Origin of the sequence: Actinomyces viscosus (assembly GCF_900637975.1) — a bacterium.
GTDB lineage: Bacteria > Actinomycetota > Actinomycetes > Actinomycetales > Actinomycetaceae > Actinomyces > Actinomyces viscosus.
In genome coordinates this window covers 1,378,676-1,393,762 of the sequence record NZ_LR134477.1, presented here as the reverse complement: position 1 = coordinate 1,393,762, position 15,087 = coordinate 1,378,676, and the positions used below count along the sequence as shown (strand labels likewise).

The 15,087-nt window shown below is 70.3% G+C and carries 9 protein-coding genes and 1 pseudogene; 4 read left to right on the top strand and 6 right to left on the bottom strand.

Annotated features, from left to right (window positions below; all coding sequences use genetic code 11):
* Window positions 1–4: 4 nt before the first annotated feature.
* The 6 genes from EL340_RS06035 to EL340_RS06010 form a co-directional block, all read right to left on the bottom strand.
* A complete protein-coding gene (locus tag EL340_RS06035) occupies window positions 5–1,387 on the bottom strand; it encodes a sulfate adenylyltransferase subunit 1 (RefSeq protein WP_126413862.1) in 1,383 nt (460 codons plus the stop codon).
* Window positions 1,387–2,397, bottom strand: a complete 1,011-nt coding sequence (gene cysD, locus EL340_RS06030) for a sulfate adenylyltransferase subunit CysD (protein ID WP_126413861.1) — start codon at window positions 2,395–2,397, stop codon at window positions 1,387–1,389. Before cysD ends, EL340_RS06035 begins: the two co-directional genes overlap by 1 nt.
* Window positions 2,394–3,158, bottom strand: coding sequence for a phosphoadenylyl-sulfate reductase (locus EL340_RS06025; RefSeq protein ID WP_232023246.1), 765 nt, complete (start codon window positions 3,156–3,158; stop codon window positions 2,394–2,396). The genes cysD and EL340_RS06025 overlap by 4 nt, the downstream gene beginning before the upstream one ends.
* Window positions 3,155–4,870, bottom strand: a complete 1,716-nt coding sequence (locus EL340_RS06020) for a nitrite/sulfite reductase (protein WP_126413860.1) — start codon at window positions 4,868–4,870, stop codon at window positions 3,155–3,157. The genes EL340_RS06025 and EL340_RS06020 overlap by 4 nt, the downstream gene beginning before the upstream one ends.
* A 478-nt stretch (window positions 4,871–5,348) precedes the next feature.
* Entirely contained in the window at window positions 5,349–6,173 is an 825-nt protein-coding gene (gene proC / locus EL340_RS06015) for a pyrroline-5-carboxylate reductase (protein WP_126413859.1), read from the bottom strand.
* 146 nt (window positions 6,174–6,319) lie between these two features.
* On the bottom strand, window positions 6,320–7,681 hold the full coding sequence (locus EL340_RS06010; protein ID WP_126413858.1) for a Na+/H+ antiporter family protein: 1,362 nt from the start codon (window positions 7,679–7,681) through the stop codon (window positions 6,320–6,322).
* Window positions 7,682–7,796: 115 nt separating this feature from the next.
* Here EL340_RS06010 and EL340_RS06005 point away from each other — a divergent pair, with 115 nt between their 5' ends.
* The 4 genes and pseudogenes from EL340_RS06005 (at window position 7,797) to ileS (ending at window position 14,671) form a co-directional block, all read left to right on the top strand.
* On the top strand, window positions 7,797–8,582 hold the full coding sequence (locus EL340_RS06005) for an SDR family oxidoreductase (RefSeq protein ID WP_126413857.1): 786 nt from the start codon (window positions 7,797–7,799) through the stop codon (window positions 8,580–8,582).
* Between the two features lie 169 nt (window positions 8,583–8,751).
* Window positions 8,752–9,558 (top strand): hypothetical protein, encoded by an 807-nt coding sequence (locus EL340_RS14895; RefSeq protein ID WP_164719348.1) that lies wholly within the window; start codon window positions 8,752–8,754, stop codon window positions 9,556–9,558.
* A 372-nt stretch (window positions 9,559–9,930) separates the two neighbouring features.
* Window positions 9,931–10,878: pseudogene (locus tag EL340_RS05995) on the top strand (aldo/keto reductase).
* Window positions 10,879–11,311: 433 nt separating this feature from the next.
* Complete coding sequence (gene ileS / locus EL340_RS05985) at window positions 11,312–14,671, top strand: isoleucine--tRNA ligase (protein ID WP_126413856.1); 3,360 nt, start codon at window positions 11,312–11,314, stop codon at window positions 14,669–14,671.
* Window positions 14,672–15,087 lie beyond the last annotated feature (416 nt).

Sequence of the window (15,087 nt, the reverse complement as noted above, 5' to 3'; positions counted from 1 at the left end):
TCGCTCAGCCCCTGCCGGAGGAGACCGGTTCAGTCGCTTCGCCTCCACCCGGGCGGGCCAGCCGCACCATCCCGGCTCCGAGCGTGCCGCCCTCATGGGCGTCGATGAGGAGGAAGGCGCCGTCGGACCGGGAGACCGAATAGTCGGCCAACGGTACCGGGGAGGCCAGGCGCAGCTGCACCAGGCCGATGTCGTTGAGCTCGAGGCTGTCCGCCGCAACCGTGGTCAGGTCCTCCAGATCGAGCCTGCCCTTGATGGCGCGCACGACCGCCCGGACCGTCTGGGAGCCGTGCTTGAGCAGCACCCGGGCCCGGGGGCGCAGGGGCTCCTCGCTCAGCCAGGACACGCGGGCCTCCACGTCGGTCAGCACCTGGGGCGCGTCACCTGCGGCCGCGAGGGTGTCGCCGCGGGCGATGTCGACGTCGTCGGTCAGGCGGATCGTGACTGACTGGCCCTCGACCGCCTCATCCAGGCTCTGGTCGCCCAGGTCGATGCCGGCCACGTGCGAGCCCCTGCCCGAGGGCAGGACCACCACGGGGTCGCCGACGCGCACCCGGCCCGAGGTGATCTGCCCGGCGTAGCCGCGGTAGTCGCGCAGCTCTGGACTCGGTGCGGCTGCCTGGGGACGGATGACCAGCTGGACCGGCAGGCGGAAGGAGCCCTCGTTGCGGGCGGTGGGCAGGGACTCCAGCAGGCCCAGCAGGGGCGGTCCCTGGTAGAAGGGCGTGGCGCTCGAGGCCTCGACGATGTTGTCGCCCAGGAGCGCGGAGGTCGGCAGGACGTGGATCGCCGCGACCCCCAGCTCGGCGGCCACGTCGCGGATGTCGGCCTCGACGGCCGCGTACACCTCGGCGGAGAAGTCCACCAGGTCGATCTTGTTGACCGCGACGACGACGTGCGGGACCCGCAGGAGGGCCGCGACCGCCAGGTGGCGGCGCGTCTGCTCCAGGACCCCGTTGCGGGCGTCCACCAGCAGCACGACGACGTCGGCCGTGGAGCAGCCGGTGACCGTGTTGCGGGTGTACTGCACGTGCCCGGGGCAGTCGGCCAGGATGAAGGAGCGCCTCGGGGTGGCGAAGTAGCGGTAGGCGACGTCGATCGTGATGCCCTGCTCCCGCTCGGCCCGCAGCCCGTCGGTCAGCAGCGCCAGGTCCGCGCTGGTCAGGCCCCGATCGAGGCTGACCTGCTCGACGGCGGCCAGCTGGTCGCGCAGGACGGACTTGGAGTCGAACAGCAGACGGCCCACGAGCGTGGACTTGCCGTCGTCGACGCTGCCGGCCGTGGCCAGGCGCAGCAGCGAGCCGGCGGTGGCGGTGCGCTCCGCGGCCTCTGCCACAGTCTCGGCCACAGTCTCGGTCACAGTGGGAGTGAGGGTGGGGGTGCTCATCAGAAGTAGCCCTCCTTCTTGCGGTCCTCCATGGCCGCCTCGCTCAGGCGGTCATCGGCGCGGGTGGCTCCCCGCTCGGTCAGGGTGGAGGCGGCGACCTCCAGGACGATGTCGTGGTTGGTGGCGGCCTCGGACTCGACGGCGCCGGTGCAGGACATGTCGCCCACGGTGCGGTAGCGCACGGTGCGGGTGACGACCTGCTCGCCGTCGCGGACCCGGTTGACCCCGCCGGCGGCCAGCCACATGCCGTCGCGCAGGAACACCGCGCGCTCATGGGCGTAGTAGAGGTCCGGCAGCGCGATGTCCTCGCGCTCGATGTAGCGCCACACGTCCAGCTCGGTCCAGTTGCTCAGGGGGAAGACCCGCACGTGCTCGCCGGGGCGGTGGCGGGGGTTGAGCAGGTTCCACAGCTCGGGGCGCTGGTTGCGCGGGTCCCACTGGCCGAACTCGTCGCGCAGGGAGACGATGCGCTCCTTGGCCCGGGCCTTCTCCTCGTCCCGGCGCCCGCCGCCGAAGACGCCGTCGAAGCCGCCCTCCTCGATGGCGTCGAGCAGGGGGATCGTCTGGAGCGGGTTGCGGGTGCCGTCGGTGCGCTCACGCAGGCGGCCGTCGTCGATGTAGTCCTGGACGCGGGCCACCACCAGCCGCAGCCCGAGCTCCTCGACCGTCTGGTCCCGGTAGGCCAGCACCTCGGGGAAGTTGTGTCCGGTGTCCACGTGCAGGACGGGGAAGGGGATGGGGGCCGGCCAGAAGGCCTTGCGCGCCAGGTGCAGCATGACCACCGAGTCCTTGCCCCCGGAGAACAGCAGCACGGGGCGGCGGCACTCGGCGGCGATCTCCCGGATGACGAGGATGGCCTCGGCCTCCAGGACGTCGAGGATGTCCAGGGCCCCGGTGGCCGCCGGGGCCCCGGCCGGATCGGTGGCAACGGCGGGGCCGGGGCGGGGCGCCTGCAGGTGAGCAGGGGCGGGGGACGGGGCCGGTGCGGTGGGGGTCAGGGTGATGCTCATAGGTGGATTCCGCATTCTGTCTTGGTGAATCCGGCCCAGCGGCCGGAACGGGGGTCGTCTCCGGGCTTGACGCGTGCCGTGCACGGGGCGCAGCCGATCGAGGGGTAGCCGTCGTAGAGGAGGGGGTTGATGAGGACCCCGTGCTGGTCGGCGTAGCCGGTCAGGTCCTCCAGGCTCCAGGCGGCCAGGGGATTGATCTTGACGATCTCGTGGGTGGCGTCCCAGCCCACCAGCGGGGTGCGGGTGCGGGTGGGGGCGTCCTCCCGGCGCACCCCGGTGGCCCAGGCCTCGTAGCCGCTCAGGGCCCGGGCCAGCGGCTCGACCTTGCGCAGGCGGCAGCAGGCGGCCGGATCTCGCGACCACAGGTCCGGTCCGTAGCGCTCGTCCTGCTCGGCCACGGTGATCTCAGGGACGACGTCGACGACGGTGACGTCCATGGTGGCGGCCACGGCGTCGCGGGTGCCGATCGTCTCGGCGAAGTGGTAGCCGGTGTCCAGGAACAGGACATCCACTCCGGGCAGGACCCGGGAGACCACGTGAGGCAGGACGGCGTCGGCCATGGAACAGGCCACGGCGAGCGTGCCGGGGAAGTTCTGGGCCGCCCACTGGACGACGTCGAGGGCGCCGGCCTCCTCCCCGAGCTCGCGGGCCCCGGCCTCGGCCAGCTCCCGCAGCTCCTCCTTGGGGCGCAGCCGGGTGGTTGTGCCAGAAGCCCTAGTGGTTGCCGTGGTAGCTGCTGTGACGATTGCCGACGGGCTCATGCCAGGTCCTCCTCCTCGGCCCGGTGCGCCCACTGGGCGAAGCTCTCCTCGGGGAGGCGCTGGTCCAGGTAGCGCCGCACGAGGCGCTCGACGTAGTCGGTCAGGCCCGCTGCGGGGACCTTGAGGCCCCGAACCGTGCGGCCCAGTCCCGCCTCGGCGCGCCCGGACGTGGCCAGGCCCCCTCCCAGGTGCACCTGGAAACCGGGCACCTGCTCGCCGTCGACCGTGATGATCTGGCCCTTGAGGCCGATGTCGGCGATCTGGATGCGGGCGCAGGAGTTCGGGCAGCCGTTGACGGTCAGGGTGATGCGCCGATCGAGGTCGGTGTCGGCCAGACGCTCGTCGAGCTCGGCGGACACCCGCGCCGCCAGCCTCTTGGTCTCCACGATCGCGAACTTGCAGAACTCCAGGCCGGTGCAGGCCAGGGTGGTGCGGCTGAAGTCTCCCGGGTCGGGATCGAGCCCCAGGGCGCGCAGCCCGGCGACGGCCTCGTCCACCTTCTCGGCCGGGACATCCAGGAGCAGCAGGTTCTGCAGCGGGGTGGTGCGTGCCCGGTCCGAGCCGACTGCCTCCGCCAGGTCGGCCAGGCCCAGCAGGACGTCCCCGCTCAGTCGGCCGACCGGGGGCTTGGCGCCCACCCAGAAGCGGCCGTCCTTCTGCTCGTGGACGCCGATGTGGTCGGAGTCCCCGCTCGGCTCCCGGGGCGGGGGACCATCGGGCAGAGCACGTCCCAGGTAGTCGTCCTCAAGAACCCGCCGGAAGCGCTCCGGACCCCACTCGGCCATGAGGAACTTCAGCCGCGCCTTGTTGCGCAGGCGGCGGTAGCCGTAGTCGCGGAAGATGCGGATGACGCCGTACCAGACCTCCAGGGCGTCCTCGGGGGGCACGAAGGCGCCCAGGCGCTGCCCCAGGCGCGGGGCCGTCGACAGCGCCCCGGCCACCCACAGGTCGTATCCGGGACCGAGGTCTGGGTGCTCGACGCCGACGAAGGAGATGTCGTTGATCTCGTGGAGGATGTCGAGGCTGGGCGAGCCGGTGATGGCGGTCTTGAACTTACGGGGCAGGTTGGCCAGCTCGGGATCGCCCAGGTAGGTGGACCTGATGGCCTCGGCCAGCGGGGTGGGGTCGATGACCTCGTCCTTGGCGATGCCCGCCACCGGGGAGACCAGGAAGCCCCTGGGGGTGTCCCCGCAGCCCTCGATCGTCGTCAGCCCCACCGACTCCAAGCGCCGCCACAGCTCGGGGACGCTGCCGATCTCCACCCAGTGGAGCTGGATGTTCTGACGGTCGGTGATGTCGGCCGTGCCGCGGGCGAAGTCGTTGGAGACCGAGCCGAGCGCCCGCAGCTGCTCGCGGCTGAGGCTGCCCCCGTCCAGGCGCACCCGCTGCAGGAAATAGCGGTCGGAGAGCTCGGAGGCGTCCAGCTGGGCGGTGCGGCCGCCGTCAATCCCCTGCTTGCGCTGGGTGTACAGGCCCCACCAGCGGAAACGCCCGTTGAGATCGTCGGGCGCGATGGTCTCGAAACCGCCGGGTGCGTAGGTGCTCAGGATCCTCTCGCGCACCTCCAGGGGAGCTCCGGCCTGCTTGAAGGCCTCGTTGTCGTTGAGCGGCTTGCGGCCGTCGAGGGCCCACTGGCCGTTGGGACGGGCCTTGCGCGGTGGACGCACAGTGCGAGCGGGAGGTGTTGCGGTGGGGGTGACGGTGGTGGTCATTGCTCCTCCATGACGGTGATGGGGCCACAGGCGGGTCAGTCGTGTCAGTGGCGGTGTCATTGGCGCAGGAGCGTCCGGGTGCGCTGAGCACGGGCCTTTCAGGCCGTTCGGTCAGCCGCAGCCATCCTGACGGGGCCTTCCGGACGCTTCATCGCGCCGGATACCTCGTACAGCGGGGTTGTCCCCCTCGGGTGCGTCAGGCGCGGTTCAGGCCTGACAACACATGACCGCATGGGCACGCAGGATGTCAGCGGGATACACACCGCTGAAGAGGACTGCGTGGGAGAAGGTCATGGCCGAAACATTAGCCACGCATTTATCTGACAGCAAGCAAGAACGATGTGTGCTTCCGGTCACGGCGTCGTCGTCGAGGCGGGTATTTCCCGCGCGGAGACGCGGAAAAACGCCGCCGGTGACCGGGGTGGATTGCCCCGCCGCGGGTCGGGCGGGCACGAGGGGCAGGGCCCGCCCCACGCGGCTAGGCGCCCAGCTCCTTGTCGCGCTCGACGATGGCCTCGAAGGCGCGCACGACGGCGTCGGAGAAACCGGCGCGCTCCAGGGCCACCATGCCGGCCACCGAGGTGCCGCCGGGGGAGCAGACGGCGTCGATGAGGTCGGCGGGGGTGCGGCCGTGACCGCCCTCAGCGGTGCGCTGGGCCTCGGTCTGCACGGTGCGGGCGGTCCCCAGCACCGCCTGGGCCACGATCTGGACGGCCAGGGCCTTGGGGATGCCGCCCATGACGCCCGCGCGCGCCAGGGCGTCGACGAAGGCGCACACCAGGGCGGGGGAGGAGCCCGCCAGGCCGATGAAGGCGGAGAAGTCCTTCTCCTCCATGATCACGGTGCGCCCGATCGCCTCCATGAGGGTGCGCACGGTCTCCAGGTCGTGGGCGCTCACGTTGCGCCCCGGGGCCAGCGCGGTCATCGACTCGCCCACGGCCGCCGCCATGTTCGGCATGGTGCGCACCACCCGGGTGCCCTCGGGCAGCATCGACTCGAGGCGCTCGAGCGTCAGCCCGGCCGCGATGGAGACCACCAGGGGCTTGCTGCGGCCGATGGCATCGCCCAGCCGGATCAGGACGGTGGGGATGACGTAGGGCTTGAGCCCCAGGATGAGGACGTCGCTGCGCGAGACCAGGTCCGCGGCGTCGGGCACGTGGACGGCCCCGACCTGAGCGGCCAGGCGCTCGGCGGAGCCGTGCTTGCTGGTGAGCAGGAGGTGCCCGGCCGGTGTTCCTGCGGCCACCACCCCCCGCACGATCGCGCTGACCATGTTGCCGGCGCCGATGAACCCGATACGCATGAGGCCTCCTGCTCGTCTGTGACGTGAGATCAACACGGTACCGCGCCGATGCGCCGGGCGGAGCGACTTCTGAGGAGTCGGTCGGATCGTGCCGTGCTCACACCGCTCACCCCGCTCGTCCGTTCAGCGGTCGTGTTCCGCCGGCCTCAGAGCACCATGGCGGCGATCCAGCCGGCGACGAGCAGGGGGATGTTGAAGTGCAGGAAGGTGGGGACGACCGAGTCACGCATGTGGTCGTGCTGCCCGTCGGCGTTGAGACCCGCCGTGGGGCCGAGGGTGGAGTCCGACGCCGGTGAGCCGGCGTCCCCCAGGGCCCCGGCGGTCCCGATGAGGGAGACCGTCGCCACTGGGGAGAAGCCCAGGGACAGGCACAGGGGCACGTAGATCGCCGAGATGATCGGCAGGGTGGAGAAGGACGAGCCGATCCCCATGGTCACGATGAGACCCACGAGCAGCATGGCGAAGGCGGCGGTGGGTTTGGACCCGGCGAACAGGGAGGTCGCCGACTTCACCAGCGGCTCGATCTGCTTGGTCTCCTTCAGGACCGCGGCGAAGCCCTGCGCCGTGATCATGATGAGCCCTATGAGGGCCATCATCCGCATCCCACCGGTGAAGACGTCGTCGGCCTCGGCGATCGTGACGACCCGGGTGGCCATGAACAGCAGCAGGCCCAGGAGCGCCCCGACCAGGAGGGGATCGGCCTCGGACCCCGTCCAGGTCAGGAAGGTCTGGACCGCGAAGCAGGCGACGACGGCGACCAGCGCGATCGCCACCTTGCGACGGTCGATCTCGACCGGGCCGGAGATCTCGTCGCCGGCGTCGGTTCCGGTGTCGATCCGGTAGGTGCGGGGCTTGCGGTAGGTGACGAACACGGCGATGAGGAGGCCTACTATCATGCCCAGCGCCGGGATCCCCATGGCGTGCGTGGCCGAGACGTGGGAGACGTCCAGGCCCGCGTCCTTGATGTTGGCGTAGAGGATGTCGTGGAGGAACACCCGCCCGAAGCCCAGCGGCAGGAACATGTAGGTGGTGACCAGGCCGAAGGTGATGGCGCAGGCCACCGCGCGGCGGTCCAGCCGCAGGCGGCTCATGACGATGAGCAGCGGCGGGACCACCAGCGGGATGAAGGCGATGTGGACCGGGATGAGGTTCTGGCTCATGATCGCCATGGCCGTCAGGCCGCCGAGCACCAGCATCGTGGTGACGCGCACGGTCCGCTGCGCGGTGGACCCGTCCTCAGTCTCGATCCTCGCGATGAGCCAGTTCGCCAGCAGCTGGGGCAGGCCCGAGTGCGCCACCGCCATGGCGAAGGCCCCCAGCAGCGCGTAGGACAGGGCGATCTTGGCGCCGTCGGCCAGCCCGTTCTGGAAGGCCACCATGGTCTGGCTGATCCCCAGGCCGGCGCTCAGCCCGCCCACGAGCGCGCCGACGAACAGGGACAGCACCACGTGGACGCGCAGCATCGCCAGGATGAGCATGACCAGGACGGCGAGGATAACGGCGTTCATGTGCTGCCTTCCGGATGAGGACGGGCTGTGCTGGGCCTCGACCGGTCCTGGGCGGACCCGATCGAATCGGGGGCGATTGTGCCAGGTGATCGTGACGGGGACGTATCGTGGAGCAATGAACGGGAACCACAATGACGTCACCATCGAGCACTCGCGCCCTGGGCGCCGAGCCCTCGTCACCGGGGCCTCCACGGGCATCGGCGCCGCCACCGTCAGGCTCCTTCGCTCCCACGGCTGGGAGGTCGCGGCCACCGCGCGTCGGGTGGAGCGCCTGGAGGCCCTGGCCGCCGAGACCGGCTGCACCTGGGTTGCCGCCGACCTTCAGGAGCCGGGTGATATCGAGCGCCTGGCCAGTGAGGTGCTCGACGGCGGCCCTGTCGACGCGGTCGTCAACAACGCCGGCGGCGCGCTGGGGGTCGACCCGGTCGCCGAGGGCAAGGCGGAGGAGTGGGCCACCATGTACGAGCGCAACGTGCTCGCGGCCCTGCGCGTGACCCAGGCCTTCCTGCCCGGCATGCGCCGTCGGGGAGGGGACCTGGTGTTCCTCACCTCCACCGCCGCCCATGACACCTACCCCGGTGGGGGCGGCTACGTGGCAGCCAAGCACGCCGAGCGGATCATCGCGGGTACGCTGCGCCTGGAGCTGGTGGGCGAGCCGGTGCGCGTCATCGAGATCGCCCCGGGAATGGTGGCCACCGAGGAGTTCTCCCTCAACCGCCTCCACGGGGACGCCAAGGCTGCCGCGAGGGTCTACGCCGGCGTCGCCGAGCCCCTGAGCGCCGACGACGTCGCCGCCTGCATCGCTTGGGCCCTCGAGCTGCCCGCCCACGTCAACATCGACTCCATGGTGGTGCGGCCACGGGCCCAGGCCTCCAACACGCTCGTGGCCCGCGAGCAGTAGGGGAGAGGCTTCCCGCAGGCACGTGGGTGGGCTGTAGGCGGGCCGATGGCGAGCTCATGGCCAGCCGAACACAGGTTGCCCACAGGTCTGACCTGCTGTGGACACAGTAAGGGTTCCTAACGTCTGCTCCAGCCCCGGCGGGGCCGGGAGCCAGACTGAAAGGACACCTATGAGCAAGCACGTCTCCTCCGGAGGTGACAAGGCCGGTGGCAAGGCCTCAGGCGCCCAGCGTGACGCGGTCACCGAGAGCCTTCCCACCCGAGGTGTCGCGGACGACGGCACCAAGGACAACGCGGGGCCCGCCACAGAAGCCCCTGCGCAGGACGCGGTCGAAGGCATGAAAGCGGTCGAGGAGCCCGGAGAGGCTTCGGCCTCGGTGCACGCACAGGGCGGTGAGGCCGCTGCCGCTACCGAGCAGTTCTCCGCCGCTCGCGGCGGTGAGGCCGCCCCGGACGAGTCGGCCGGTGCGGCTCGGGCGGCTGCTGCCGGCAGCAGCACCGCCGACACGAGGCTGACAGGAACGTGGGTGTCCCCGGACGCTCAGAACGCCGCGACCATCGGCGTCGCCGGCCCTGCGTCCTCAGCGGCGAGTAAGGCTCGTTCCAAGGCCCGCAAGCCCTGGTACCGCCGTCGCATCATTGTGGGCGCCGCCGGGGTGGCGCTGCTGGCCGGTTCCTTCGCGGCAGGCTGGGGGACTAACGAGCTTCTCGGCCCTGACGGCTCGGGCAACCGGGCTCAGCAGGAGCCCGGCAACGGGCAGGGCGGTCCCGGCGGGCAGATGCCCGGTGGAGGGCCCGGCGGCCAGGGCGGTCCCGGTGGGCAGGGCGGACCGGGAGGAGGCTCCGGTGGTGCCGGCCGGACCACCCCCAACGGAGACGCCCCCGGCGGCTCTGGATCGGGCGAGGGTGGGCAGCGGGGAGGTTCCGGCTCCTCCGGCGTCCTCCAGCAGGACGCCACCCCGAGCGCGGGCAGCTGACAGCGCTCGGGATGGCAGGCAGCCGGTGTCTGAACCACCAGATCTGTCACGATCGGCGACTTTTAGACGCCCAGCTGCTGTGCGGCTGCTCGATTGACAATCCGTTCCTGCAGGTCGGGGCGCTGCGCTCGGGAGCTCGGCCGCCCTTCCTGTCGCTAAAAGTCTCCCTCGGTGACACTGGTCGGTCGTCTCAGGAGGCCGAGGCGGGCATCCGACGTCCCCCGGAAGACAGGGGCCGACAGATCTTCAGACACCGCGAGGGAGCGGGTAGCGTGCTGCCGTACCAGAACCTCGCTGAAGTCACGATGGGCCTGTCGCGGCGATGGTGACCGTCTTTTCGCGGCCGGCCCGCCCCATGTTGGGAGTACTGTGATGAGCGAGAACACCCCTCGCATGGCGCTCGGCACCATGCACTTCGGCACCCGTCTGCCCGCGGACCGATCCCGGGAGATTCTCGATGCCTACCTGGATCTCGGCGGCCTGTGGATCGACACCGCGAACTGCTACGCGTTCTGGAGCTCCGAGACCGGTCTCGGGGGCCAGAGCGAGACCGTGATCGGCCAGTGGCTCACTGATCGCGGGGTGCGCGACCGGGTGAGGCTGAGTACCAAGGTCGGTGCGGAGCCGACCCGCCCCCGCGGTTTCCTGGACGCGGTGGAAGGCCTCGGCAAGGACACCGTCCACCGAGCCATCCGGGACAGTCTGTAACGTCTGCAGACCGAGCGCGTCGATATGTACTGGGCTCATATGGAGGACCGGGCGCAGACGATTCCGGACGTGGTGGCCGCCTTCGGCGACCTGGTCGCTCAAGGACTGGCCGCCCGGATCGGGCTGTCCAACCATCCGGCATGGAACACCGCCGCGGCCAACGTGTACGCCCAGCAGCGGGGCTCGGCCCGGTTCAGCGCCCTCCAGCTGCGGGAGTCCTATCTTCATCCCAGACCCGACGTCCCCGTTGAGGGCGAGGACCACCCCCACGGGATGATGACGATCGAGAGCAAGGACCTCGCCGGGCGGTGCGACGTGGAGCTGTGGGCCTACACGCCGCTGCTGACCGGTGCCTATGAGCGCCCGGAGCGTGCGCTTCCCGAGGCCTACGAGCACCCGGGGACCCACCATCGCCTGGCGGTGCTGCGCAAGTGGTCAGGCAGGCTGTCCATGAAACCGAGCCAGGTCGTCCTGGCCCTTCTCAACGCCCAGCAGCCGGCAATCACCCCGATCGTGGGCGTCAGCAGCGTCGCCCAGCTGTCCGAGGCGGTCCAGGCCACCAGCTTCACCCTCCCCCAGGAGGCGGTTGAGGAGCTCAACGCGGCCGGCTAGACCGAGTGGCTGGGCCGAGGACACACTGAGGACACAGCCTCCGAAGTGTGCGCGGCGCCTATTCCACCGCCGGGTGTGGGGAGGATGACGCCATCGAGGCCGGGAACGAACTGGCCCCGGCGGCACGCCGCCCACTACACTCCCCGGAGCACAGGCAGCGACCCGGCCATCACCGGCGAGCCTCCGGAAGAACCGGGCCCGGCGCACCAGCGCCACCGGCCCCCAGTAGAACCGGACGGGACAGCCCGTCACAGCTGAGAACGAAGCGGTCGTGCGGACCCGCCCCCTGAGGGCAGCGGCACGGCAAGCGAGGTGGTACCGCGGTGCGGCACCAGTCGGGCACCAGACCCGGCCGGGAGCCGTCGTCGTCCTCGTCAGGCCCCCGGGCGCCCGCCCGAGGCGGCAGGAACGAGTGAGACGAGAGCACACCGCGATGGCTGAGAAGATGGCTGACAGCACCACCGCCGGCGGCAGCGAGCCGACCGGCGCCGCCTTCTACCCCCTGCACCGGCCGGGGGAGCAGATCGACCCCTCGCCCTCCTTCCCCGCCATCGAGGAGGAGGTCCTGGCCTACTGGAAGGCAGACGGCACCTTCCAGGCCTCCATCGACAACCGCAACGAGCCCTGCGACGAGTTCGTCTTCTACGACGGCCCGCCCTTCGCCAACGGCCTGCCCCACTACGGCCACCTCCTGACCGGCTACGTCAAGGATGCCGTCGGGCGCTACCAGACCCAGCGCGGCAAGCGCGTCGAGCGCCGCTTCGGCTGGGACACCCACGGGCTGCCCGCCGAGCTCGAGGCCCAGCGCCTGCTCGGCATCGACGACGTCACCGAGATCACCCGCCCCGGCGGCATCGGCATCGAGAAGTTCAACGAGGAGTGCCGCACCTCCGTCCTGCGCTACACCAAGGAGTGGGAGGACTACGTCACCCGCCAGGCGCGCTGGGTGGACTTCGACAACGACTACAAGACCCTCGACCCCGACTACATGGAGTCGGTGCTGTGGGCCTTCAAGCAGCTGTGGGACAAGGGCCTGGCCTACCAGGGCTACCGCGTCCTGCCCTACTGCTGGCACGACCGCACCCCCTTGAGCAACCACGAGCTCAAGATGGATGACGACGTCTACCAGGACCGCCAGGACAACACGGTCACGGTGGGCCTGCGCCTGGAGGAGCCCCTGCGCGAGGGCGCCGAGCGCCCCGAGCTGGTCCTCATCTGGACCACCACGCCCTGGACCCTGCCCTCCAACCTGGCCATCGCCGTGGGCCCGGACGTCGAGTACGTGACCGTCCACGTGGACGAGGACCTGGACTCGCCGGTCGCCGGCCAGGACGTCGTCATCGCGAAGGACCTGGTGGGCTCCTACGCCCGCGAGCTCGGCGAGGACCCGGAGGTCGTGGCCACCTGCACCGGGGCGGACCTGGTGGGACGGCGCTACCACCCGATCTTCGACTACTTCGACGACGCCGCCCACCGGGCCGAGGGCGCCGCGCCCGGGCCGAACGCCTGGACGATCATCCCCGCCGACTTCGTCACCACCTCCGACGGTACCGGCCTGGTCCACATGGCCTCGGCCTTCGGTGAGGACGACATGATCGCCTGCACCGAGGCCGGCATCGAGACGGTCGTGCCCGTCGACGACGGCGGCGTGCTCACCGAGGAGGTGAGCGACTACGCCGGGCTGCAGGTCTTCGAGGCCAACAAGCCGATCGTCGCCGACCTGCGCGACGGCACCGGCCCGCTGGCTCGCCGCGACGAGGACCAGCGTGCCGTCCTGGTGCGCCAGGCCTCCTACGTGCACTCCTACCCGCACTGCTGGCGCTGCCGCAAGCCGCTCATCTACAAGGCGGTCTCCTCCTGGTTCGTGCGCGTCTCGGCGATCCGCGACCGCATGGTCGAGCTCAACCAGGACATCGACTGGTATCCCGGTCACATCAAGGACGGCATCTTCGGCAAGTGGCTGGCGGGCGCCCGCGACTGGTCCATCTCCCGCAACCGCTTCTGGGGCGCGCCCATCCCGGTGTGGGTCAGCGACAACCCCGACTACCCGCGCACCGACGTCTACGGCTCCTACGCCGAGCTCGAGCGCGACTTCGGCGTGGCGGTCAAGGACCTGCACCGGCCCTTCATCGACACCCTCGTGCGGCCCAACCCCGACGACCCCACGGGCAGGTCCATGATGCGCCGCATCCCCGACGTGCTGGACTGCTGGTTCGAGTCAGGGTCGATGCCCTTCGCCCAGGTGCACTACCCCTTCGAGAACGTCGAGTGGTTCGAGTCGCACTACCCGGGCGACTTCATCGTGGAGTACATCGGCCAGACCCGCGGCTGGTTCTACACCCTCCACGTCCTGGCCACGGCCCTGTTCGACCGGCCCGCCTTCACCTCCTGCGTCTCCCACGGCATCCTCCTGGGCAACGACGGGGCGAAGATGAGCAAGTCGCTGCGCAACTACCCGGACGTCTCCATGGTCTTCGACCGCGACGGGGCCGACGCCATGCGCTGGTTCCTGCTCTCCGCGCCGGTCATGCGCGGAGGCAACCTCGTGGTCACCGACAAGGCCATCCGCGACACGGTGCGCCAGGTGGTGCTGCCGCTGTGGAACACCTGGTACTTCTTCGCCCTCTACGCGGGCCAGGTGGACGGGAGCGGCTACGTCACCGACGGCGTCGACCTCGATGACGCGAGCCTGTTCGCCAAGCGCGGCGGTCTGCACGTCATGGACCGCTACGTCCTGGCTCGCACCAAGGACCTGGCCGAGACGGTGGCCGCCCAGATGGACGGCTACGACATCACCGGGGCCTGCGCCACGATCCGCGACTTCCTCGACGTGCTCACCAACTGGTACCTACGCACCTCGCGTCAGCGCTTCACCGACGGCGACAAGGCCGCCTTCGACACCCTGGCCACGGTGCTGCGCGTGCTCACCGAGGTCATGGCGCCGCTGGCGCCGCTGGTGAGCGAGGAGATCTGGCGGGGCCTGACCGGCGGGCGCTCCGTGCACCTGACGGACTGGCCGGTGCTGCCGGACCACGTCGCCAACGCCGAGCTCGTCTCCGCCATGGATGAGGCGCGCGCGGCGGTCTCGGCGGCCCTGAGCCTGCGCAAGGCCGAGAAGCTGCGCGTGCGCCAGCCGCTGCGCAGCCTGACCATCGCCACGGCCGACCCGGCCGGGCTGGCCCCCTTCCGGGAGCTGGTGGCCGAGGAGGTCAACGTCAAGGAGGTGCGGGTGCTGGACGCCGAGTCCGCCGGCTACGAGGCCAGGGCGGACCTGACCCTCAACCCGCGCGCCTTCAGCCCCGAGGTCCGCAAGCTCACCTCCAGGCTCTTCGCCGCCGTCAAGGCGGGCCAGTGGGAGATCACCGAGGACGGGGACGTGCGCTTCGACGACGTCCTGCTCGACGGCGCCCCGGTGGTCCTGGAGGCCGAGGACGGAGCCTTCACGCTGACGACCCGCATCGAGGTCGACGACGACTCCCTGGCGGCCACCATGCTGCCCTCGGGAGCCTTCGTGGTACTGGACACCGCCCTCGACGACGCCCTGGAGGCCGAGGGCTGGGCCCGTGACCTGGTGCGTCTCGTTCAGGATGAGCGCAAGGCCGTCGGCCTGCACGTGGGGGATCGCATCCGCCTGGAGCTGACCGTCCCGGAGGACAAGGGTGCCTGGACCGGTGCCCACCTGGACCTGGTCAAGCGGGAGGTCGGTTGCGTGGACGCCTCCGTCGTCGCCGCCCCCGGCGTCAAGGAGCCCACCGCCAAGGTCGAGAAGGTCGACGTGAAGGCCGAGGCCTGATCCAGGCCCGGGCCTGAGTTCCTGGTACTTGTGGGGCCGGCAGACCGAGTGAACTGGTCTGCCGGCCCCACGTGTCGTCCGGCTAGACCCTTTCCAGGTGAGATCGGAATGAGTAATCAAGGTGCTGCACTAAAATTCACCACTCCGGTTAAAATAGTTTCGTCCGCCTTCTGCAAGGAGGGTTGACCTCAATCCTTCTACTGTGTTCCAGGTGTTATTGCGGGCGGATCGAGTGCTATTATCGGCTGTGGAAACGTGGCTTCCGAGGTTCTTTCGACTGAAAACTTGAGCCGGCTCAGACGGCGATCCGACGCCGCTGTGCAGCAGCCCTCGTTTCCACCGAAACACTCTCAATTCCCTGACGGATGAGCCTCACCGCCGAGGATCATCCGCTAGCCCACGTGGCTCATCCTCTC